Annotated in this window: 17 protein-coding genes and 1 pseudogene; 12 read left to right on the forward strand and 6 right to left on the reverse strand. The window is 72.0% G+C overall.

Annotated features, from left to right (window positions below):
• Positions 1-512 precede the first annotated feature (512 nt).
• Positions 513-2,774: pseudogene (locus ACQKM2_RS09970) on the reverse strand (heterodisulfide reductase-related iron-sulfur binding cluster); the annotation flags it as partial.
• A 110-nt stretch (positions 2,775-2,884) separates the two neighbouring features.
• Positions 2,885-3,475 (reverse strand): sugar transferase, encoded by a 591-nt coding sequence (locus tag ACQKM2_RS09975; RefSeq protein ID WP_427708193.1) that lies wholly within the window; start codon positions 3,473-3,475, stop codon positions 2,885-2,887.
• A gap of 434 nt (positions 3,476-3,909) precedes the next feature.
• Here ACQKM2_RS09975 and dnaK point away from each other — a divergent pair, with 434 nt between their 5' ends.
• From dnaK to ACQKM2_RS09995, 4 genes are read left to right on the forward strand one after another with little or no spacing between them, the layout of a single operon-like run.
• Positions 3,910-5,754 (forward strand): molecular chaperone DnaK, encoded by a 1,845-nt coding sequence (dnaK, locus tag ACQKM2_RS09980; RefSeq protein WP_427708195.1) that lies wholly within the window; start codon positions 3,910-3,912, stop codon positions 5,752-5,754.
• On the forward strand, positions 5,754-6,419 hold the full coding sequence (grpE, locus tag ACQKM2_RS09985) for a nucleotide exchange factor GrpE (protein ID WP_427708197.1): 666 nt from the start codon (positions 5,754-5,756) through the stop codon (positions 6,417-6,419). The genes dnaK and grpE overlap by 1 nt, the downstream gene beginning before the upstream one ends.
• Before the next feature lie 39 nt (positions 6,420-6,458).
• Positions 6,459-7,634 carry a molecular chaperone DnaJ gene (gene dnaJ / locus ACQKM2_RS09990; protein ID WP_427708199.1) on the forward strand — a complete coding sequence of 392 codons (1,176 nt, stop codon included), beginning with the start codon at positions 6,459-6,461 and terminating at the stop codon, positions 7,632-7,634.
• A 1-nt stretch (position 7,635) separates the two neighbouring features.
• A complete protein-coding gene (locus tag ACQKM2_RS09995; RefSeq protein WP_427708201.1) occupies positions 7,636-8,103 on the forward strand; it encodes a heat shock protein transcriptional repressor HspR in 468 nt (155 codons plus the stop codon).
• 118 nt (positions 8,104-8,221) lie between these two features.
• Here the strand turns inward: ACQKM2_RS09995 and ACQKM2_RS10000 are convergent, their stop codons facing one another.
• On the reverse strand, positions 8,222-9,253 hold the full coding sequence (locus tag ACQKM2_RS10000; RefSeq protein ID WP_427708203.1) for a helix-turn-helix transcriptional regulator: 1,032 nt from the start codon (positions 9,251-9,253) through the stop codon (positions 8,222-8,224).
• 103 nt (positions 9,254-9,356) lie between these two features.
• Here ACQKM2_RS10000 and ACQKM2_RS10005 point away from each other — a divergent pair, with 103 nt between their 5' ends.
• Positions 9,357-9,566, forward strand: coding sequence for a hypothetical protein (locus tag ACQKM2_RS10005; RefSeq protein ID WP_427708205.1), 210 nt, complete (start codon positions 9,357-9,359; stop codon positions 9,564-9,566).
• Positions 9,566-9,880, forward strand: coding sequence for a hypothetical protein (locus tag ACQKM2_RS10010; RefSeq protein WP_030228709.1), 315 nt, complete (start codon positions 9,566-9,568; stop codon positions 9,878-9,880). The genes ACQKM2_RS10005 and ACQKM2_RS10010 overlap by 1 nt, the downstream gene beginning before the upstream one ends.
• Positions 9,881-10,010: 130 nt before the next feature.
• On the opposite strand, the gene ACQKM2_RS10015 is transcribed toward ACQKM2_RS10010, so the two are convergent.
• On the reverse strand, positions 10,011-10,415 hold the full coding sequence (locus ACQKM2_RS10015; protein ID WP_427708207.1) for a pyridoxamine 5'-phosphate oxidase family protein: 405 nt from the start codon (positions 10,413-10,415) through the stop codon (positions 10,011-10,013).
• A gap of 172 nt (positions 10,416-10,587) precedes the next feature.
• Here ACQKM2_RS10015 and clpB point away from each other — a divergent pair, with 172 nt between their 5' ends.
• Positions 10,588-13,173: an ATP-dependent chaperone ClpB gene (gene clpB, locus ACQKM2_RS10020; RefSeq protein ID WP_427708209.1), complete on the forward strand. Its 2,586-nt coding sequence runs from the start codon at positions 10,588-10,590 to the stop codon at positions 13,171-13,173.
• 109 nt (positions 13,174-13,282) lie between these two features.
• Positions 13,283-13,822, forward strand: a complete 540-nt coding sequence (locus tag ACQKM2_RS10025; RefSeq protein WP_427708211.1) for a YbjN domain-containing protein — start codon at positions 13,283-13,285, stop codon at positions 13,820-13,822.
• Positions 13,823-13,880: 58 nt separating this feature from the next.
• On the opposite strand, the gene ACQKM2_RS10030 is transcribed toward ACQKM2_RS10025, so the two are convergent.
• Entirely contained in the window at positions 13,881-15,032 is a 1,152-nt protein-coding gene (locus tag ACQKM2_RS10030; protein WP_427708213.1) for a hypothetical protein, read from the reverse strand.
• Between the two features lie 8 nt (positions 15,033-15,040).
• On the reverse strand, positions 15,041-16,228 hold the full coding sequence (locus ACQKM2_RS10035) for a pyridoxal phosphate-dependent aminotransferase (protein WP_427708215.1): 1,188 nt from the start codon (positions 16,226-16,228) through the stop codon (positions 15,041-15,043).
• Between the two features lie 713 nt (positions 16,229-16,941).
• Between ACQKM2_RS10035 and ACQKM2_RS10040 the strand changes: the two genes are divergently transcribed.
• The 4 genes from ACQKM2_RS10040 to ACQKM2_RS10055 all read left to right on the forward strand — a co-directional run bounded on the left by ACQKM2_RS10040 (position 16,942) and on the right by ACQKM2_RS10055 (position 20,952).
• The gene (locus ACQKM2_RS10040; RefSeq protein ID WP_042801168.1) at positions 16,942-17,460 is read left to right on the forward strand and encodes a DUF2617 family protein; all 519 of its coding nucleotides are present in this window, start codon (positions 16,942-16,944) and stop codon (positions 17,458-17,460) included.
• 125 nt (positions 17,461-17,585) lie between these two features.
• Positions 17,586-19,229 carry a polyamine aminopropyltransferase gene (locus ACQKM2_RS10045; protein ID WP_427708217.1) on the forward strand — a complete coding sequence of 548 codons (1,644 nt, stop codon included), beginning with the start codon at positions 17,586-17,588 and terminating at the stop codon, positions 19,227-19,229.
• Positions 19,230-19,283: 54 nt separating this feature from the next.
• Positions 19,284-20,144 (forward strand): SRPBCC domain-containing protein, encoded by an 861-nt coding sequence (locus ACQKM2_RS10050; RefSeq protein WP_427708219.1) that lies wholly within the window; start codon positions 19,284-19,286, stop codon positions 20,142-20,144.
• A 19-nt stretch (positions 20,145-20,163) separates the two neighbouring features.
• Positions 20,164-20,952, forward strand: coding sequence for an aldose 1-epimerase (locus ACQKM2_RS10055; RefSeq protein ID WP_427708221.1), 789 nt, complete (start codon positions 20,164-20,166; stop codon positions 20,950-20,952).
• Positions 20,953-20,966: the final 14 nt, after the last annotated feature.

Here is a 20,966-nt window from a genome sequence, read left to right on the forward strand (position 1 = left end):
TTGCCGTCCTCAGCCGCCTCGGCCCCGGCCTCCGGCTTGGCCGCGTCGGCCCCGGCCTCCGGCTTGGCCTCGTCGGCCCCGGCCTCCGGCTTGGCCGCGTCCGCCGCCTCGGCCTCCGCCTCAGCCTTGGGCTCGGCCTCGGCCGCCGCGGCGGGCTTGTCTTCGGCCTTCGGCTCCGCGTCGGCCTCGGCGTCCGTCTCGGTCTCCGGCTTCGCCGCGGGCGCCTCGTCGGCGGCCGCGGGCTCCTCTTCGGCCTTCGGCTCCGCCTCGGCCTTGTCGTCGGCCTCCGCCTCCGCCTCGGGCGCCTCGGCGTCGGCTTCCGGCTTCGCCTCCACCTCGGCGGCGGCGGCCTCGGCCTCGGCGGCAGCCTCGGCCTCCGCTTCCGCCTTGGCCTTCGCCTCCGCGGCGGCAGCCACCTCGGCCTCCGCCTTGGCCTTGGCTTCGGCCTCCGCCTTGGCCTTCGCCTCCGCAGCGGCAGCGGCAGCGGCAGCGGCTTCGGCCTCCGCGGCGGCAGCGGCCTCGGCCTCGGCCTGCGCCAGTGCCGCCAGCTCCTCCTCCGTCGGCTCCGGGGCCTTCACCGACTCCAGCAGCAGCTGCGCCACGTCCACGACCTGGACGGATTCCTTCGCCTGGCCGTCGTTCTTCTTGCCGTTCACCGAGTCGGTCAGCATCACCAGGCAGAACGGGCAGGCCGTCGAGACGATGTCCGGGTTCAGGGACAGGGCCTCGTCGACGCGCTCGTTGTTGATGCGCTTGCCGATCCGCTCCTCCATCCACATCCGCGCACCACCGGCGCCACAGCAGAAGCCGCGCTCCTTGTGGCGGTGCATCTCCTGCTGCCGCAGGCCCGGCACGGCGGACATGATCTCGCGCGGCGGCGTGTAGACCTTGTTGTGCCGGCCCAGGTAGCAGGGGTCGTGGTACGTGATCAGGCCGTCGACCGGCGTCACCGGCGTCAGCCGGCCCTCGTCGATCAGGTGCTGGAGCAGCTGCGTGTGGTGGATGACCTCGTACTCGCCGCCCAGCTGCGGGTACTCGTTCGCGATGGTGTTGAAGCAGTGCGGGCAGGTGGAGACGATCCGCTTCGCCGACTTCGGCTTCTTCGTCGACGGGTCCTCGTCGTCCTCGCCGAACGCCATGTTCAGCATGGCCACGTTCTCCTGGCCCAGCTGCTGGAACAGCGGCTCGTTGCCCAGGCGGCGCGGCGAGTCACCGGTGCACTTCTCGTCGCCGCCCATGATCGCGAACTTGACGCCCGCGATGTTGAGGAGCTCCGCGAAGGCCTTCGTGGTCTTCTTCGCCCGGTCCTCCAGGGCGCCGGCGCAGCCGACCCAGTACAGGTAGTCGAACTCCGAGAGGTCCTCCGCGTCCTTCCCGATGATCGGGACCTCGAAGTCGACCTCCTTCGTCCACTCCACGCGCTGCTTCTTGGCCAGGCCCCAGGGGTTGCCCTTCTTCTCCAGGTTCTTGAGCATCGTGCCCGCCTCCGACGGGAACGCGCTCTCGATCATCACCTGGTAGCGGCGCATGTCGACGATGTGGTCGATGTGCTCGATGTCGACCGGGCACTGCTCCACGCACGCACCGCAGGTGGTGCAGGACCACAGCACGTCCGGGTCGATGACGCCGTTCTCCTCGACCGTGCCGATCAGCGGACGCTCCGCCTCGGCCAGGGCCGCCGCCGGGACGTCCTTCAGCTGCTCCGCCGTGGCCTTCTCGTTGCCCTCCATGTCCTTGCCGCCGCCCGCGAGCAGGTACGGGGCCTTGGCGTGCGCGTGGTCGCGCAGCGACATGATCAGGAGCTTCGGGGACAGCGGCTTGCCGGTGTTCCAGGCGGGGCACTGCGACTGGCAGCGGCCGCACTCGGTGCAGGTGGAGAAGTCGAGGATGCCCTTCCAGGAGAACTGCTCGACCTGGGAGACGCCGAAGACGTCGTCCTCGCCGGGCTCCTCGAAGTCGATCTCCTTGCCGCCGCTCGTCATCGGCTGGAGGGCGCCGAGCGCCGTCGAACCGTCGGCGTTGCGCTTGAACCAGATGTTCGGGAAGCCGAGGAAGCGGTGCCAGGCCACACCCATGTTGGTGTTGAGCGAGACCGTGATCATCCAGATGAAGGAGACGCTGATCTTCACCATCGCGGTGAAGTAGATGGCGTTCTGGATGCCGCTGATCGAGAGCCCCTTGAAGGCCAGCACCAGCGGGTACGAGGCGAAGTACGCGGGCTCGTACGACTCGACGCCGTGGATGGCGCCTTCCAGGCCGCGCAGCGCGAGGATCGCGAGGCCGATGGTGAGGATCACGTACTCGACGAAGTACGCCTGCCAGGCCTTCGAGCCGGCGAAGCGGGACTTGCGACCGGCCCGCGAGGGGAGGTTGAGCAGGCGGATCGCCATCAGGACGACGATGCCGACGACGGTCATCACGCCGATGAACTCGGTGTAGAGCTCGAAGGGCAGGAAGTCGCCGACGATCGGCAGCAGCCAGTCGGCCTGGAAGAGCTGGCCGAAGGCCTGCACCAGGGTGGGCGGCAGCGTCAGGAAGCCGATCGCGACGAACCAGTGCGCGAAGCCGACGATCCCCCACCGGTTCATCCGGGAGTGGCCGAGGAACTCCCGGACCAGGGTGATCGTTCGGTCCTTCGGGCGGTCCGTGCGGCTGCCTGCCGGTACGGGTTGGCCGAGCTTCACGAACCGGTAGATCTGCGCCACGGCTCGGGCGATCAGCGCGACGCCGACCACGGTCAGGACCAGCGACACGATGATCGCGGCGAGTTGCATGGGAGGGCTCCTCGGGCGGGACTTACTAAGCGGTAACTTATTGAGTCAAGGCTTGAGGTTACCCAGTTCCCGCGCCGCACTGTAGGTGAGCGTGCGGTGATCTGTGTCGCTCAGGCATGCCTCTGTCGGTAGGCCGCCCGAGGGGTCTGCGCGAGGATCGCGAGATCCATCCCCAGCCAATGGCTCTCCACATAGTGCCGGTCCAGCAGGGCCATCTCCTCCCAGGGGAGGTCGGAACGCGCGCTGACCTGCCACAATCCGGTCATACCGGGGCGTACGAGCAGCCGTTCCGGGTGGTCGGTACGGGCCTCGGGGCGCGGCCCGACCAGCGACATCTCGCCGCGCGCCACGTTGAGCAGCCGCGGCAGCCCCTCCAGTGCGCACCGCCGCACCAGCGCGCCGGCCCGCCCCGCGCCCTCGGTGCGCAGCCGCCAGGCGAGGAAGGGGCGTCCGCCGAGGCCGAGCGCGGGTTCGCGTACGAGGACCCGCGCGCGGGTCGCCGCGTACAGCGCGGCGGCCGCAGCCAGTGCCGGGGCGGCGCACAGGGGCAGCAGGACCGCGGCTCCGACGAGGTCGAAGACCCGCTTGGCCGGGGGCCTGGCCGGCCATCGCGCCGGCATCCGGACCCGGACCCGGCCCCGGATCCCGAACGGCCGGATCCGGGGCCCCGGCCGGGTGGTGGGGGTGGTCAGCAGAGGCATGCCAGCACCGTGCCGGAGGCCTCCGGCGCCCCCGCCGCGCCGCGCGGCCGCGGGCCCCGCCGGGAACCCGTTCGGGTGCGGCCCGGCCGTGGGGGGGGGGGGGGGGGGGGGGGCGGGCGGGGGCGCCCCCGCCCCCCCCCCCCCCGCCCCCCCCCCCCCCCCCCCCCCCCCCCCCCCCCGCCCCCCCCCCCCCGGGGCTCCGCGCCCGGACCCCCGGACGGCCGCCCCCGGACCCCCGGACCTCCGCGCCGCAATCTCCCCCGGCTACCGCTGGGACGTGCCCCCAGGTGGGGCCGGATCTCGCCGCCCGCGGTGTCGCCCTGAGCGTAAGGGCAGCCTAAAGGTTGAGTCGCCCAGACTCACCTCTGTTGACGCCAGCGCGGCGTTACGGCATTCTTGAGCCTGTTCCACTCAAGTCAGCTGGAGGAATCGAAATGGCACGTGCGGTCGGCATCGACCTGGGCACCACTAACTCCGTCGTCAGCGTTCTCGAAGGCGGCGAGCCCACCGTCATCACCAACGCCGAGGGTGCCAGGACCACGCCGTCCGTCGTCGCCTTCGCCAAGAACGGCGAGGTCCTCGTCGGCGAGGTGGCCAAGCGCCAGGCGGTCACGAACGTCGACCGGACCATCCGCTCCGTCAAGCGCCACATGGGCACTGACTGGAAGATCAACCTGGATGGCAAGGACTTCAACCCGCAGCAGATGAGCGCCTTCATCCTGCAGAAGCTGAAGCGCGACGCCGAGGCGTACCTGGGCGAGAAGGTCACGGACGCGGTCATCACCGTTCCTGCCTACTTCAACGACTCCGAGCGCCAGGCGACGAAGGAGGCCGGCGAGATCGCCGGTCTGAACGTCCTGCGCATCGTCAACGAGCCGACCGCCGCCGCCCTGGCGTACGGCCTCGACAAGGACGACCAGACCATTCTCGTCTTCGACCTCGGTGGCGGCACCTTCGACGTGTCGCTCCTGGAGATCGGCGACGGTGTCGTCGAGGTCAAGGCCACCAACGGTGACAACCACCTCGGTGGCGACGACTGGGACCAGCGCGTCGTCGACTACCTGGTGAAGCAGTTCGCCAACGGCCACGGCGTCGACCTGTCCAAGGACAAGATGGCGCTCCAGCGCCTGCGCGAGGCCGCCGAGAAGGCGAAGATCGAGCTGTCCTCCTCCACGGAGACCTCGATCAACCTGCCCTACATCACGGCCTCCGCCGAGGGCCCGCTGCACCTGGACGAGAAGCTCACGCGCTCGCAGTTCCAGCAGCTCACCGCGGACCTGCTCGACCGCTGCAAGACCCCGTTCCACAACGTCATCAAGGACGCCGGCATCGCGCTGTCCGAGATCGACCACGTGGTCCTGGTCGGCGGCTCCACCCGCATGCCGGCCGTCGCCGAGCTCGTCAAGGAGCTCACCGGCGGTCAGGACGCCAACAAGGGCGTCAACCCGGACGAGGTCGTCGCCATCGGCGCCACCCTCCAGGCCGGTGTCCTCAAGGGTGAGGTCAAGGACGTCCTGCTCCTCGACGTGACCCCGCTGTCCCTCGGCATCGAGACCAAGGGCGGCATCATGACCAAGCTCATCGAGCGCAACACGACCATCCCGACCAAGCGGTCGGAGATCTTCACGACGGCCGAGGACAACCAGCCGTCCGTGCAGATCCAGGTCTACCAGGGCGAGCGCGAGATCGCGGCGTACAACAAGAAGCTCGGCATGTTCGAGCTGACGGGCCTGCCGCCGGCCCCGCGCGGCGTCCCGCAGATCGAGGTCTCCTTCGACATCGACGCCAACGGCATCATGCACGTCACGGCCAAGGACCTTGGCACGGGCAAGGAGCAGAAGATGACCGTCACCGGCGGCTCCTCGCTCGGCAAGGACGAGGTCGACCGCATGCGCCAGGAGGCCGAGCAGTACGCGGAGGAGGACCTCCGCCGCAAGGAGGCCGCCGAGTCCCGCAACCAGGGCGAGCAGCTCGTCTACCAGACGGAGAAGTTCCTCGCGGACAACGCGGAGAAGGTCCCGGCCGAGGTCAAGACCGAGGTCGAGACGGCCATCACCGAGCTGAAGGACAAGCTCAAGGGCGAGGACACCGCCGAGATCCGCACCGCGACGGAGAAGCTCGCCGCGGTCAGCCAGAAGCTCGGCCAGGCCATCTACGCCGACGCCCAGGCCGCCCAGGCCGCCGGCGGCGCGGGTGACGCGGGCCAGGCCAAGGCCGACGACGACGTCGTCGACGCCGAGATCGTCGACGACGAGAAGCCGAAGGGCGGCGCTGCCTGATGTCGGAGGAGACCCCGGGTTTCGACGAGGAGCCCGAAGTCCCCACCGGCGCCGGCGCTGACGACGCGGAGCCGAAGGCCGCCGACTCCTCCAAGAAGGAGGACGAGGCGGCCCCGGCCGGGGACAAGGCTCAGGATGTTGCGCTGCTGGCGCAGCTGGACCAGGCCCGTACCGCGCTCGGTGAGCGCACCGCGGACCTCCAGCGGCTCCAGGCCGAGTACCAGAACTACCGTCGCCGCGTGGAGCGGGACCGGGTCGCCGTCAAGGAGATCGCGGTCGCGAGCCTGCTGACGGAGCTCCTCCCGACGCTGGACGACATCGGCCGGGCCCGCGAGCACGGCGAGCTGGTCGGCGGCTTCAAGTCGGTGGCCGAGTCGCTGGAGACCGCCGCGGCCAAGATGGGGCTGCAGCAGTTCGGCAAGGAGGGCGAGCCCTTCGACCCGACGATCCACGAGGCCCTGATGCACTCGTACGCGCCGGACGTCACCGAGACGACCTGCGTGGCGATCCTGCAGCCGGGGTACCGGATCGGCGAGCGCACGATCCGCCCCGCGCGGGTCGCGGTGGCCGAGCCCCAGCCGGGCGCGGCACCCGCCGCCAAGTCCGAGTCCGGCGACGGCGACACGCCGTCCGACAAGGACACGGATGCCCCCGACAAGGGCTGACGCACACCATGTAGGGATCCGAGAGGAGGGACACCGGGGATGAGCACGAAGGACTTCGTCGAGAAGGACTACTACAAGGTCCTCGGTGTCCCGAAGGACGCCACCGAGGCCGAGATCAAGAAGGCGTACCGGAAGCTCGCCCGCGAGTTCCACCCGGACGCCAACAAGGGCGACGCCTCGGCCGAGGAGCGCTTCAAGGAGATCTCCGAGGCGAACGACGTCCTCGGCGACGCCAAGAAGCGCAAGGAGTACGACGAGGCCCGCGCGCTGTTCGGGAACGGCGGCTTCCGCGCCGGTCCGGGCGGCGGCGGCTCGTTCAACTTCGACCTGGGCGACCTCTTCGGGGGCACCCAGGCCGGCGGCCAGGGCGGCTTCGGCGGCGGCCTGGGCGACGTCTTCGGCGGCCTGTTCAACCGCGGCGCCGGCGCCGGTGCGGGCACCCGCACCCAGCCGCGCCGCGGCCAGGACATCGAGTCGGAGGTCACGCTCTCCTTCACGGAGGCCGTGGACGGTGCGACCGTGCCGCTGCGGATGTCCTCGCAGGCCCCCTGCAAGGCCTGTTCGGGCACCGGCGACACGAACGGCACGCCCCGCGTGTGCCCGACCTGCGTCGGCACCGGCCAGGTCTCCCGGGGCAGCGGCGGCGGCTTCTCGCTGACCGACCCCTGCGCGGACTGCAAGGGCCGCGGCCTGATCGCGGAGAACCCCTGCGAGGTCTGCAAGGGCAGCGGGCGCGCCAAGTCCTCCCGCACCATGCAGGTCCGGATCCCGGCGGGCGTCTCCGACGGCCAGCGGATCCGGCTGCGCGGCAAGGGCGCCCCGGGCGAGCGCGGCGGCCCGGCCGGCGACCTGTACGTCGTCGTGCACGTCGGCAGCCACCCGGTGTTCGGCCGCAAGGGCGACAACCTCACGGTGACCGTGCCCGTCACGATCGCGGAGGCGGCCCTCGGCGCCGACATCAAGGTCCCGACCCTGGGCGGCCCGGCGGTGACGCTGAAGCTGCCCCCGGGCACCCCGACCGGCCGTACGATGCGGGCCCGCGGCAAGGGAGCGGTCCGCAAGGACGGCACCCGCGGCGACCTGCTCGTCACGGTGGAGGTCGCGGTGCCGGCGGAGCTGTCCGACAAGGCCCGCGAGGCCCTGGAGATGTACCGCGACGCGACCGGGTCCGAGGACCCGCGCGCCCTCCTGTTCGAGTCCGCGAAGGGAGCATGACATGGACGGCCGCCGACGACAGCCCCGCTTCGGCGAGGGGGCCTACCAGCTCACCGACGAGACCCCGGTCTACGTGATCTCGGTGGCCGCCCAGCTCTCGGGCCTGCATCCGCAGACCCTGCGCCAGTACGACCGCCTCGGTCTGGTCTCGCCGGACCGTACCGCCGGCCGCGGCCGGCGGTATTCGGCCAGGGACATCGAGCTGCTCCGCACGGTGCAGCAGCTGTCCCAGGACGAGGGCATCAACCTGGCCGGCATCAAGCGGATCATCGAACTGGAGAACCAGGTGGCCGCGCTCCAGCAGCGCGTCGCCGAGCTGTCCGCCGCCGTGGACGGGGCGGCCGCCGCCCTCCAGGCCCGCGAGGCCCAGGTGCACGCCTCGTACCGCCGCGACCTGGTCCCGTACCAGCCGCCGGTGCCGGGCAACGCGCTGGTCGTCTGGCGCCCCACCAAGCGCCCGGGCGACTGACCGGCCGGCCCGCGGAGCACGCCGTGAAGGCCCCGTCGGGCCCCTCCCGCACAGGAGGGGTCCGGGACGGGGCCTTCGGCGTGTCCCGGGGCTCCTGGGGGCCGTCTGAGGGCCCCTGTCAGCCCTCGGGGAGCTGCGCCGGGTTCGAGCCGTGCAGGATCCCGGACTGGGCGATGAGGTAGCCCAGCTGGGCCCGGCTGCCGCTGCCCAGGGCGGCGGCCAGCTTCGCGATGTGCGCGCGGCAGGTGCGTACGTTCATCCCCAGCCGGCGGGCGATGGCCTCGTCGACGTGGCCCTCGATCAGCAGCTGTGCGATGGAACGCTGCACTCCGGAGATACCATCCGGGTTGTGCGTGTACGTGACCTCGTCGCCCAACGGCACGGCCCTGCGCCAGAGTTGCTCGAAGACCTTGATGAGGTAGTCCACGAGCCCCGGGTGCCGCAGCTCCAGGGCCACCCGGCGGTCGTCGCTGGCGGGTATGAAGGCCACCGTGCGGTCGAAGATCATGAGACGCTCTATCAGCTCCTCCAGCGTGCGGATCTCGACCTTTCCGGCCGAGACCCGGTCCACGTAGGCGAGCGTCCCCTGGCTGTGCCGCACGGTGTGCTGGTAGAGCGTGCGGATGCTCACCCCGCGGTCGATCAGCGGAGTGGCGCGCTCCAGGGCCTCGCTGAGGACGAACGTCGAACGCGCCCCGCCCGGTTGGACGGTCAGGGCCTCCGTGTGGCACTCGGCGGTGGCCAGGTCGAGGGCGGCGTTGATCTGGTCGATCCCCTCCAGGACCGTGATGGCGTGGGTGTTGGAGGGGGTCTGGGCGCTGATGGTGAGGAACGGCTCGAATGTGTCGGTGAGATCTACGGCCGTGCGCCGGCGTTCCTGGATCTCGCGTTCGAGCGGATGGAGCCGCTGTGCCAGGGCGACGGACGGGGGAACCGCGCGCAGCTGGTTGGCGTCATCCGGGTCGGGTCGCAGGAGCGCGAATTCGAGCAGGCAGGGGGCGTTCTGGACCTCGCCGCGGGCGACGCGGCCGGTGCTCAGGGCCGCCGCGTACAGTCGCGCGCCCTCCGCGCACATCGCCGTGACGGGGTGGGGATGTGTCGGGTTTGTCTCGCTTCTTACCAATTCTCCACCCCCCAGGGTCCTGAACATGTAAGAACATGATGCATCGTCCCTGTGGCACTGACGTGCCTGAATGAGCCATCGTCTGACAGTGCGGGGGAGAGGATTCCATCAAGTGAGGACGAAGCCGACCATGTATAAGAGAATGCTTCGCTCGGCGCTTGCCGTTGTTTTCTCCGTCGTCGCGGTCATTGGAGCAGTCGTAGCCGGCAACGGCGGCGACGCGGGAAGTGCTCAGGCGGGTGGCGCCGCGCAGGTCGAGCCCAAGGGCAAGACCGATCTCGGCTGGGACTCCAGTCCGGCGGACCTCGGCTGGGACGCGGCCGCTGCGAAGGTCTCCTGATGACCCCCGACGACCGCGACTTCCGTCGCGAAATGGCCTCCGCGTACCGCTCCGGATGGCAGTTCATAGACCTCGCCACGGCGATCCCCTACGCCGGCGATTCGTTGATGGTCACTCTTTTCGGCCAGCCGATCGTCGTCGTGCGCGAAGAGGACGAGGATGTCCGCGCCTACCGCTGCCTGCGCCGCCCCCGGGGCGCACCGCAGCCCGTCCGCTGCGAAGTGCGGTACGGCATGGTCTTCGTCAACCTCGACCAGCGTGACCACCAGCTGTTCGAGCCCGATATCACCACCGCCACCCCCCGCAGTGCCTGAGGCGATTCCCCCGTCGTTGCAGATCGCTCCAGGTGCTACCCCCACACAACGGCGCCATCGTGGACCTGACCACGATGGCGCCGTTGTGCTGTCCGCGTCCAGTGGTTGAACCGGACAATCACCCGTCGGCTCAGGCCCGGCCCATGGCCCGGTCGAGGGTGATCTCCAGGACCACCCGGTCCGGGTTGGGCGAGGGCGTCCGCCCGTACCGCTCGGCGTAGCGCGCGACGGCCTCGGCGACCGACGCCTCGTCCGTACGGATCACCGCGCGCCCCTCCAGGGTGGCCCAGCGCCTGCCCTCCATCTGGCAGACCGCCACCCGGGCGCCGCCGCCGGCCGCCGCCAGGACGTTGCGGACCTTCTTGCTGTGCTTGTTGCTGATCACCCGTGCCAGCCCGGCCTCCGGGTCGTAGGTCACGCCGACGGGCACCACGTGCGGCGTGCCGTCCGGGCGCGGGGTGGTCAGGGTGCAGACGTGCCGCTCCCGCCAGAAGGCGAGGTACTCGGGCGTCGGGTTGAGTACGTCATGGGACATGGGCCGAAGCGTACGCCCGCGCTCCCGGCGGGCCCGTCGGGAGAATGGCCCCGAACGACGCCTTGAGTGGAATAGACTCAACTTTGCAGATGCTGAATCTGTCAGAGTGCGCATCCGGCCAGCCGGCCGGTGCGACGCGTCACGTACGCCCGCCGGAGAGGAGAACCCGAGAGTGGACGCCGAGCTGACCAACAAGAGCCGCGACGCCCTGAACGCGGCCACGAGCAGGGCCGTCAAGGACGGCCACGCCGACCTGACCCCCGCGCACCTCCTGCTGGCGCTGCTCGCCGGCGAGGACAACGAGAACGTCGTCGACCTGCTGGTCGCCACCGACGCCGACCAGGCCGCCGTCCGCGCCGGCGCGGAGCGCCTGCTCGCCGCCCTGCCCAGCGTCACCGGCTCCACCGTCGCGCCCCCGCAGCCCAGCCGCGACCTGCTCGCCGTACTGGCCGAGGCCGACTCCCAGGCCGGCCGCCTCGGCGACGAGTACCTCTCCACCGAACACCTCCTCATCGCCGTCGCCGCCAAGGGCGGACCGGCCGGTGAGGTCCTTTCCGCCCAGGGCGCCACGGCGAAGAAGCTGCTGGACGCCTTCCAGAACGCACGAGGAGCACGGCGGGTGACCACCCCCGACCCCGAGGGCCAGTACAAGGCCCTGGAGAAGTTCGGCACCGACTTCACCGCCGCCGCCCGCGACGGCAAGCTCGACCCCGTCATCGGCCGCGACCACGAGATCCGGCGCGTCGTCCAGGTCCTCTCCCGCCGCACCAAGAACAACCCGGTGCTCATCGGCGAGCCCGGCGTCGGCAAGACCGCCGTCGTCGAGGGCCTGGCCCAGCGCATCGTCAAGGGCGACGTCCCCGAGTCCCTCAAGGGCAAGCGGCTCGTCTCCCTCGACCTCGGCGCGATGGTGGCCGGCGCCAAGTACCGCGGCGAGTTCGAGGAGCGCCTGAAGACCGTCCTCGCCGAGATCAAGTCGAGCGAGGGCCAGATCATCACCTTCATCGACGAGCTGCACACCGTCGTCGGCGCCGGGGCCGGCGGGGACTCCGCCATGGACGCGGGCAACATGCTCAAGCCCATGCTGGCCCGCGGCGAGCTGCGCATGGTCGGCGCGACCACCCTGGACGAGTACCGCGAGCGCATCGAGAAGGACCCGGCGCTGGAGCGCCGCTTCCAGCAGGTGCTGGTCGCCGAGCCCACCGTCGAGGACACCATCGCGATCCTGCGCGGGCTCAAGGGCCGCTACGAGGCCCACCACAAGGTCGTCATCAACGACAGCGCCCTCGTCGCCGCCGCCACCCTCTCCGACCGCTACATCACCTCCCGCTTCCTGCCCGACAAGGCCATCGACCTCGTCGACGAGGCGGCCTCCCGGCTGCGCATGGAGATCGACTCCTCGCCCGTGGAGATCGACGAGCTCCAGCGCTCCGTGGACCGGATGCGGATGGAGGAGCTGGCGCTGAAGAACGAGTCCGACCCGGCCTCCCTCGAACGCCTCGACAAGATCCGCAAGGACCTCGCGGACAAGGAGGAGGAGCTGCGCGGCCTCACCGCCCGCTGGGAGAAGGAGAAGCAGTCCCTCAACCGCGTCGGCGAGCTCAAGGAGCGCCTGGACGACCTGCGCGGCCAGGCCGAGCGCGCCCAGCGCGACGGCGACTTCGACACCGCCTCCAAGCTGCTCTACGGGGAGATCCCGCAGCTGGAGCGCGAGCTGGCGGAGGCCACCGAGGCCGAGGCGGAGGCGTCCAAGGGCACCATGGTCAAGGACGAGGTCGGACCCGACGACATCGCCGACGTGGTCGGCGCCTGGACCGGGATCCCGGCCGGCCGGCTCCTCGAAGGGGAGACCCAGAAGCTGCTGCGCATGGAGGAGGAGCTGGGCCGCCGCCTGATCGGCCAGGGCGAGGCCGTACGGGCCGTGGCGGACGCCGTGCGCCGCACCCGGGCCGGCATCGCCGACCCGGACCGCCCCACCGGCTCGTTCCTCTTCCTGGGCCCCACGGGCGTGGGCAAGACCGAGCTAGCCAAGGCCCTCGCGGACTTCCTCTTCGACGACGAGCGGGCCATGGTCCGCATCGACATGTCCGAGTACTCCGAGAAGCACAGCGTGGCCCGGCTCGTCGGCGCCCCGCCCGGCTACGTCGGCTACGAGGAGGGCGGCCAGCTCACCGAGGCCGTCCGCCGCCGCCCGTACAGCGTGGTGCTGCTGGACGAGGTCGAGAAGGCCCACCCGGAGGTCTTCGACATCCTGCTCCAGGTCCTCGACGACGGCCGCCTCACCGACGGCCAGGGCCGGACGGTGGACTTCCGCAACACCATCCTGATCCTCACCTCGAACCTGGGCAGTCAGTTCCTGGTCGATGCGGTCACCTCGGACGAGGACAAGAAGGCCAAGGTCCTGGACGTGGTCCGGGCGAGCTTCAAGCCCGAGTTCCTCAACCGCCTCGACGACCTCGTCGTCTTCTCGGCGCTGACCCGCGACGAGCTGGCGCACATCGCCGAGCTCCAGATCGCCCGGCTCGCCAAGCGCCTCGCCGACCGCCGGCTGGCCCTGGACGTCACCCCCGAGGCCCTGGCCTGGCTGGCGGACAAGGGCAACGACCCGGCGTACGGCGCCCGCCCCCTGCGCCGCCTGATCCAGACGGCCGTGGGCGACCGGCTCGCCAAGGAGATCCTCTCCGGCGAGGTCCGCGACGGCGACACCGTACGGGTCGACGTGGCCGGCGAGGACCTGCTGGTCGGCCGGGCCCTGTAAGGGCCGCCGCGGCCCCGTGTCCGCCGGGAGCGGATCGCGGGTGCGGGGCTGGACACGGGGTAGGCGAGATGGGGGAGGATGGCGTCATCCGCACGAAGGGAAGTACACGGTGAGCATCGACCCGGCCTCGATTCCGAACTTCGGGGGTCAGCCCGAACCGCAAGGCCAAGGACCGGCGGGCCCCGTCGTCCCCGACCAGGACCTGGTCAAGCAGCTCCTGGAGCAGATGGAGCTGAAGTACGTCGTCGACGACGAGGGTGACCTCGCGGCGCCGTGGGAGGACTTCCGCACCTACTTCATGTTCCGCGGCGAGGGCGAGCAGCAGGTCTTCTCCGTGCGGACCTTCTACGACCGCCCGCACGCCATCGACGACAAGCCGCAGCTGCTGGAGTCGATCGACGACTGGAACCGCCGCACCCTGTGGCCCAAGGTCTACAGCCACACGCACGACGACGGCTCGGTCCGCCTGATCGGCGAGGCGCAGATGCTGATCGGCACCGGCGTCAGCCTGGAGCACTTCGTGTCCTCCACGGTCAGCTGGGTCCGCGCGTCGATCGAGTTCGACAAGTGGCTGCTGGAGCAGCTCGGCCTGGAGAAGGACGTCGACTCCTCCGAGGACGACGAGAAGAAGGAGGAGGACGGCGAGTAGCCGTCCCCCTCCTCCCAGGGGCCCCGCGGCCCCTGCGGCCCCTGCGGCCCCTGCGGCCTTACAGGGGTACCTCCGCCATGAGCAGCAGGTACGCCCCGTAGCCCCACGAGAGCCCGGCCAGGCCGGCGGTCACCGCGACCGCCGTGCGCGGCCGGGCTCTCGCCATGGCGGCCGCCACCGGCAGCAGCAGCGGGAACGCGGGCAGCAGGAAGCGCGGCTTCGACTCGAAGAAGCCCGCCCCGCCGAACGTGATCACCAGCAGGGTCGCCGTGTACACGAGCAGCGGCAGCGGCGTCCGGTCCAGGACGGCCGCCACCGCGAGCAGCCCGGCGGCGGCGAGCACGGCCAGCGTCACCGCGACCGGGATGGTCACGAACCCGCCGGACAGGGCCTTCCAGGCCGTTTCCACGGTCCCGCCGCCGAAGTCGAAGCGCGAGCCCCACTGCCGCTGGACGGTGAAGTAGCCGAGGGGGTCGTGGCGGTGCGCCCCGACGGCCACGACGTACGAGGCCCAGCCCGCGGGCGCGAGCAGCCCGGCCGCCCACACCGCGGGCGCGCGGTTGCCCCGTACCAGCAGCTCCCGCAGGGCCAGGACGGTCACGGCGGCGGCGACGGCGATCCCGGTGGGCCGGGTCAGCCCGGCGAGGGCGGCCAGGGAGGCCGCCCACAGCCAGCGCCCGCGCAGCAGCGCGTACAGCGACCAGGCGGCCAGCGCGCACAGCAGGGGCTCGGTGTAGGCGATGCCCAGCACCACCGCGTGCGGCAGCGAGGCCCACAGGGCGACGAGCAGCACCCCGCCCCGCGCCCCGAGCAGCAGCTCCCCGATCCGGTACACCCCGACGGCGGCAGCGGCGGCGGCCGTCCAGGACACCACGAGTCCGGCTACGGGGCCGCCGCCGGTGAGGTCCACCAGCAGCGGGTACAGCGGGAAGAAGGCGTAGTCGCTCTGGATGGAGTCGGAGGCGGGCCACATCTGGGTGCGGCCGTAGCCGCGGGCGGCGATGGAGAGGTACCAGAAGGAGTCCCAGGAGCTGCCGAGCACCTTCACCGGGTCCTTGCCGGCCCACCAGGCGCCGAGGGCGACGACCAGCGCCCCGGTCCCGCGCACGGCGGCGAACGCCCCGAGCGCGACCCCGGCCGACCAGGCCGTCCCCCGTCTTCGTCCGGTCCGCCCGGGGGCGGACGCCACCTGTCTCGTCGGCGCGTCCATGCCGGGCCTCAGAGCCGGCGGAGGCGGTCCACGGCCTCCTGGAGGACATCGGTCTGCTTGCAGAAGGCCCAGCGGACCTGGGTGGCACCGGCGGACTTGTCGTCGTAGAAGACCTGGTTCGGGATGGCGACGACCCCGCACCGCCCGGGCAGGGCGCGGCAGAAGGCGAGGCCGTCCTTCTCGCCCAGGGGTGAGACGTCGGTGGTGATGAAGTACGTGCCCTGCGGGCGGAAGACCTCGAAGCCGGCGGCGGCGAGCCCGTCGGAGAGGAGGTCGCGCTTGGCGGCGAGGTCGGCGCGGAAGCCGTCGAAGTAGGAGTCGGGGAGGGCGAGGGCCTCGGCGACGGCGTACTGGAAGGGGCCGGAGGAGACGTAGGTGAGGAACTGCTTGGCGGAGCGGACCGCCGAGACCAGCGCGGGCGGGGCGGTGATCCAGCCGACCTTCCAGCCGGTGAAGGAGAAGGTCTTGCCGGCGGAGGAGATGGTGACGGTGCGTTCGCGCATGCCGGGCAGGGAGGCCAGCGGCACGTGCGCGCCCTCGAAGACGAGGTGCTCGTACACCTCGTCGGTGACGACGAGGAGGTCGCGCTCGACGGCGAGTTCGGCGATGACGGCCAGTTCCTCGCGGGTCAGGACGGTGCCCGTGGGGTTGTGCGGGGTGTTGAGCAGGAGCAGCCGGGTGCGCGGGGTGATCGCATCGCGCAGGGCGTCGAGGTCGGGGCGGAAGTGCGGGGCGCGCAGGGTGAGCGGGACGCGGACCGCGCCCGCCATGGCGATGCAGGCGGCGTAGGAGTCGTAGAACGGCTCCAGCGCGATGACCTCGTCGCCCGGTTCGAGGAGGGCGAGGAGGGAGGCGGCGATGGCCTCGGTGGCGCCGGCGGTGACGAGGACCTCGGTGTCCGGGTCGTAGGACAGGCCGTAGAAGCGCTGCTGGTGGGCGGTGATCGCGGTGCGCAGTTCGGGGATGCCCGGGCCGGGCGGGTACTGGTTGCCGCGGCCGTCGCGGATCGCGCGTACGGCCGCTTCGGCGATCTCGGCGGGGCCGTCGGTGTCGGGGAAGCCCTGGCCCAGGTTGATCGACCCGGTGGTGGCGGCCAGCGCCGACATCTCCGCGAAGATCGTGGTGCCGAAGGCGGCGAGGCTGCGGTTGAGGTAGGGGCGGCTGCTGTTGCCCGCGGGTGCGCTCATGGGCGTCATCCTCGGGGGAACCTCTGGAGTTGCTCAAGTGTGCTTTCGAGGCTTTGGCCTGCGGGCATCCCCCCTGCACGCGGGCCACGGGGGTACCGCGACCCGGGCGACCGGGGTGTGGGGAAGGAGGCGGGGCCGTGTCCCTCGTCCTGATTCTCGTGATGGTGGCGGTCGTGGGCTTCGTCGTCCTGGTGGCGCGTTTGTCCAGGTCGGGCGGCAGCGGGTCCGGCGGTTCCGGGAGCAGCTGGTGGGCCGGCGGCGGGGGCTCCTCGTCCTCGTCCTCGTCCTGCGGTTCGTCCTCGTCGTGCGGGTCCTCGTCCTCCTGCGGTGGCGGGGGCTGCGGGTCCAGCTGACACTGGTACGTGCGCCGCGGGCCGAGGTCCGCGATCCGCGCCGTGTGCGGAAGGCGCGCGTACCCCGTGTGGACAAGACGCCCGGCGGGGACAACTTCCTTCGGGCGTCTTCTTGTTCGGACGGCCACTACGGCGTACGGGCGGCGTGGTGTTGAACACGTGAACCGTGAAGCCCCCGGGGGGATGTAAACCCCGTCAAGTTGGGTAAAAACGCTGTGAGTGCCGTGCCTTTCATGATTCCCTCGGTTGAGTAGACCAGTCTCCGGACCTCCCGGGACTTCCTGTGGACCCGTGCCGGTGTCCCCCCACCCGTTGACTACCGCTGGCGGGCCCCGGCCCATCTCCCTCGCGCGTTTGCGGAGCCGACTCATGCTCACGACCCTCCAGACCACCTACACCGACACGCGTGCCGCCGATCTCGCCTGGGCCCTGGGACGCGACCGGCTGCCCGCCCTGGCCGTACTGAACCTCCAGCTCGCGGACGCGAAGGTGGAGTTGCGCCTGCTCGGGGCCTCTCACCAGGTGCTCCTGGAGGAGGGTGAGGTGCTCTGTTCGGAGACGGTCGCCTGTATGCCCGGCAGCAGTACGCCGCTGCCGCTCGGCGTGGCGAAGCGGGTGGGCGACTGGGAGTACGAGTTCGCCGCGCGGGTCGAGACCCTCTCCCGGGGGTCCTTCGCCGGGCGGGCGCAGGAGCTGCTCGCGCTGGTCGCGGATCACCCGAACGGGCTAGCCGGCACCTTCCCCGGTGACCCGCACGCGTTCACCGCGATGCTCGCGCAGCGGCACGAGGGCCAGGTCCGCTGGCGCACCTGGCACGCCTATCCGCAGGAGGGGCAGCTGGTGGCCACCCGCACCCGGGTGGGCGTACGCATGGGCGCCCCCGTCTAGGGGTCTCTTCCGGATCAGCCCCGGCCGGGGACCCGGTGCGATTACGCCAACTGGCCTGATCAACAAGGTACTTGCACCCATGTGGGTGACAGGGTGCCGGTGGGCGGTGACGTACGGTTCGCTGCATGATCGACCGTTCCGCCCCCCGCGGGGTGCTCCCGGCGGCGGAGCCGCGGGGCGTGCAGACCGTCCAGGCCGCCCTGCCCGTACGCCCCCGGACCGGCCGACTCCTCGTGCTGGCCACGGTGTTCGTCTGCGCCGCCTGCGGGCTCGTCTACGAGCTGGAACTGCTCGCCCTCGGCTCGTACCTCATCGGCGACTCCGTCACGCAGGCGTCGGTCGTCCTGTCCGTCATGGTCTTCGCCATGGGCGTCGGCTCCCTCCTCGCCAAACGCCTGCGCCACCGGCCCGCCTTCGGGTTCGGCGCCATCGAGGCCGCGCTCGCCCTGCTCGGCGGCTTCTCCGCCATGACCCTGTACGCCAGCTTCGCCTGGCTGGGGGAGTCCCGGCCGGCCCTCGTCGCGTTCTCCTTCGGCATCGGGGTCCTCATCGGCGCGGAGATCCCGCTGCTGATGGTCCTCATCCAGCGCATCCGCAGACAGGACGCCGGCGGGGCCGTCGCCGACCTCTTCGCCGCCGACTACGTCGGCGCCCTGGCCGGCGGGCTCGCCTTCCCCTTCCTGCTGCTGCCCGTGCTCGGCCAGCTCACCGGAGCCATGCTGACCGGCACCGTGAACGCCGTCGTCGGCGGCGGACTCGTCCTGTGGCTGTTCCGCCGCGACCTCAGCAGGCGCTGCCGCTGGCTGCTCGTCACCGCCAACGCGACCGTCCTCGCCCTGCTCGCCTCCGCCACCGTCCTCGTCGACGACTTCGAGCGGGCCGCCCGCACCGCCGTCTACGGCGCCGAGGTGCGGATCGCCACGCAGACCGGGGTGCAGGAACTGGTGCTGACCGGGCCGTCGACCGGCTCCCCGCGCTCCCTGGACCTCTTCCTCGACGGGCGGCTGCGGGTCAGCGGCTACGACGAGTACCGCTACCACGAGGCCCTGGTCCACCCCGCGATGACCGGCCCGCACGCCCGCGTCCTGGTCCTCGGCGGCGGCGACGGGCTCGCCGCCCGCGAGGTGCTGCGCTACCGGGACGTGGCCTCCGTCACCGTCGTCGAGCTCGACCCCGGCGTGGTCCGCCTCGCCCGCACCGACCCGATGCTCTCCGCGCTCAACGCCCGGGCGTACGCGGACCCGCGCCTCGGAGTCGTCACCGAGGACGCCTTCCGCTGGCTGCGGGGGCCCGCCGCACGGGACCGCTTCGACGTCATCGTCTCCGACCTGCCCGACCCGGGCATCACCCCGAGCACGAAGCTGTACTCGCAGGAGTTCTACGGGCTCGCCGCCCGGGCCCTGAAGCCGGGCGGGCGCATCGCGGTGCACGCCGGACCCCTCACCACGAGGCCGCGCACGTACTGGACCGTCGAGTCCACGCTGCGCGCGGCCGGGCTGCTCACCACCCCGTACAGCACGGGCGGCCGGCTCTCCGGCTTCGCCGCCGGGCCCGACCGCGCCCAGGGCGCGGCCGACGCGCCGCCGCAGGACTGGGGCTTCGTGCTCGCCGCCCGCGACCGGGTCCCCGAGCTGCGCGTGGACCGCGACACCCCCGCCCTGCGGGCCGTGTCCACCCGGGGGCTGCAGGACGCGGCCCGGGACGCGGCCCGCAGCAGGCCGGCCGCCGGGCTCCCGCCGTCCACGCTGCCGCATCCGCGATACCACTGACCCGTGGCGTCGTGTCCGTGTGCAGGGGCGGGCAGCCTCGGTAGGCTCGGCCGCATGGAGCATCAGGTGTTCGTTCCGGTACCGGCACAAGACGTCCGCGCCGTGCTGCGCGACCCCGCCCGGGTGGCCCGCTGCGTCCCCGGGCTCCAGCAGGACGCCGACACCGCGTCCGGGCCGCTCGCCGGGCGGCTCAAGGTGCGGGTCGGCGGCCACACCGTGACCTACCGGGGCGCCCTGGCCCTCACCGAGCGGGACCCCGACCACTTCGCCGCGCAGGGCGAGGGCGCCGAGGTGCGGGGCAGCGGCGCCGTCACCCTCGCGCTCGTGCTGCGGCTGGTCCCGCACGACGGCGGGACCCTGCTGGAGTTCAGCGGCGGGGCCACCGCCGACGGCCGGGCCGCCGCCTTCGACCCGGCGGCCACCGCCACCGCCGCCGGACGGCTCCTCGACCGCTTCGCCGCCAACCTGGCCGGCGCGGCCGGCACCGCGGGCGAGGCCGCCGCCGGGACCGGGCAGGACGGGGCCGGACCCGCCGGGGCCGTGCCGCCCGTGCCGCCCGCGCCGTCCGCGCCGTCCGTGTTCGACGCCGAGGTGCCGCCGCCCTCCCTCGACCCGTTCCTGGAGGGCGAGTTCGCGGACTTCGCCGCCTTCGCCGAGCCGGAGGAGGAGGAAACGCCGGGCGCGGGCCCCGCCGGCCCCGGACGTCCGCCGGCCGAGGCCGCCCACGCCCGCCGCACGATGATCGGCCGCAGCGCCGAGGAGGTCGACCACGCGCCCCCGCGCGGCCGTTACGCCCCGGTCCCGGCGCCCTCCGCCTCCGACGGCGGCAACGGCCTGCGCTGGATCGCCCCGGCCGCGGCCCTGGCCCTCGCCTCGGCGGTCGTGGTCGGAAGGGCGTTGCGCCGCCGTCGCTGACGAGCCGTAGGGTCACCGTATGACTACGCGACTGAGCGCCGGCGGCGCCGAAATCACCATCGATCAGGAAAACGGCTGCCGGGTCAGCGGTCTGCGCGTAGACGGCATCGAGCTGCTGCGGCAGGGCCCCAAGTACGGGGCCTTCCCCATGGTCCCGTGGTGCGGGCGCACGGCGAACGGGCGCTTCCACGACGGCGCCGCCGTCCACCAGCTGCCGCTCAACCACCCGCCGCACGCCATCCACGGCTTCGCCCGGGACGCACCCTGGAAGACGGCCTCGGCGACCGGGACCACCGCGGCCTTCACCTACGACCTCACCGACCCCTGGCCCTACTCCGGCCGGGTGACGCAGCTCTTCGAGCTGGGGCCGGACGCGCTGACGATCCGGCTGGGCGTGGAGACGTACCAGGACTCCTTCCCGGCGCAGGCGGGCTGGCACCCCTGGTTCAACCGGGTCCTGACCGAGGGCGGCGAGCCGGCCCGGATCGGCTTCGACCCGGCCTGGCAGGAGGAGCGGGACGAGGACCACATCCCCACCGGCCGCCGCACCGACCCGAAGCCCGGCCCGTGGGACGACTGCTTCGGCATGCCCTACGGGGTCGACGTCACCCTCACCTGGCCCGGTCAGCTGGAGCTGAAGGTCACCAGCCCCGCCGAATGGGTGGTCGTGTACGACGAGCAGCCCGAGGCCGTCTGCGTCGAGCCGCAGTCCGGCCCGCCGAACGGCCTCAACACCCTCCCGCGCCTGGTCACGCCGGTGGACCCGCTGGAGATCTCCACCACCTGGACCTGGCGGCGGCTGGGCTAGGGCGCAACTAAGCT

It is taken from the genome of Streptomyces sp. NPDC004126, assembly GCF_050275515.1.
In the GTDB taxonomy this organism is placed as follows: domain Bacteria; phylum Actinomycetota; class Actinomycetes; order Streptomycetales; family Streptomycetaceae; genus Streptomyces.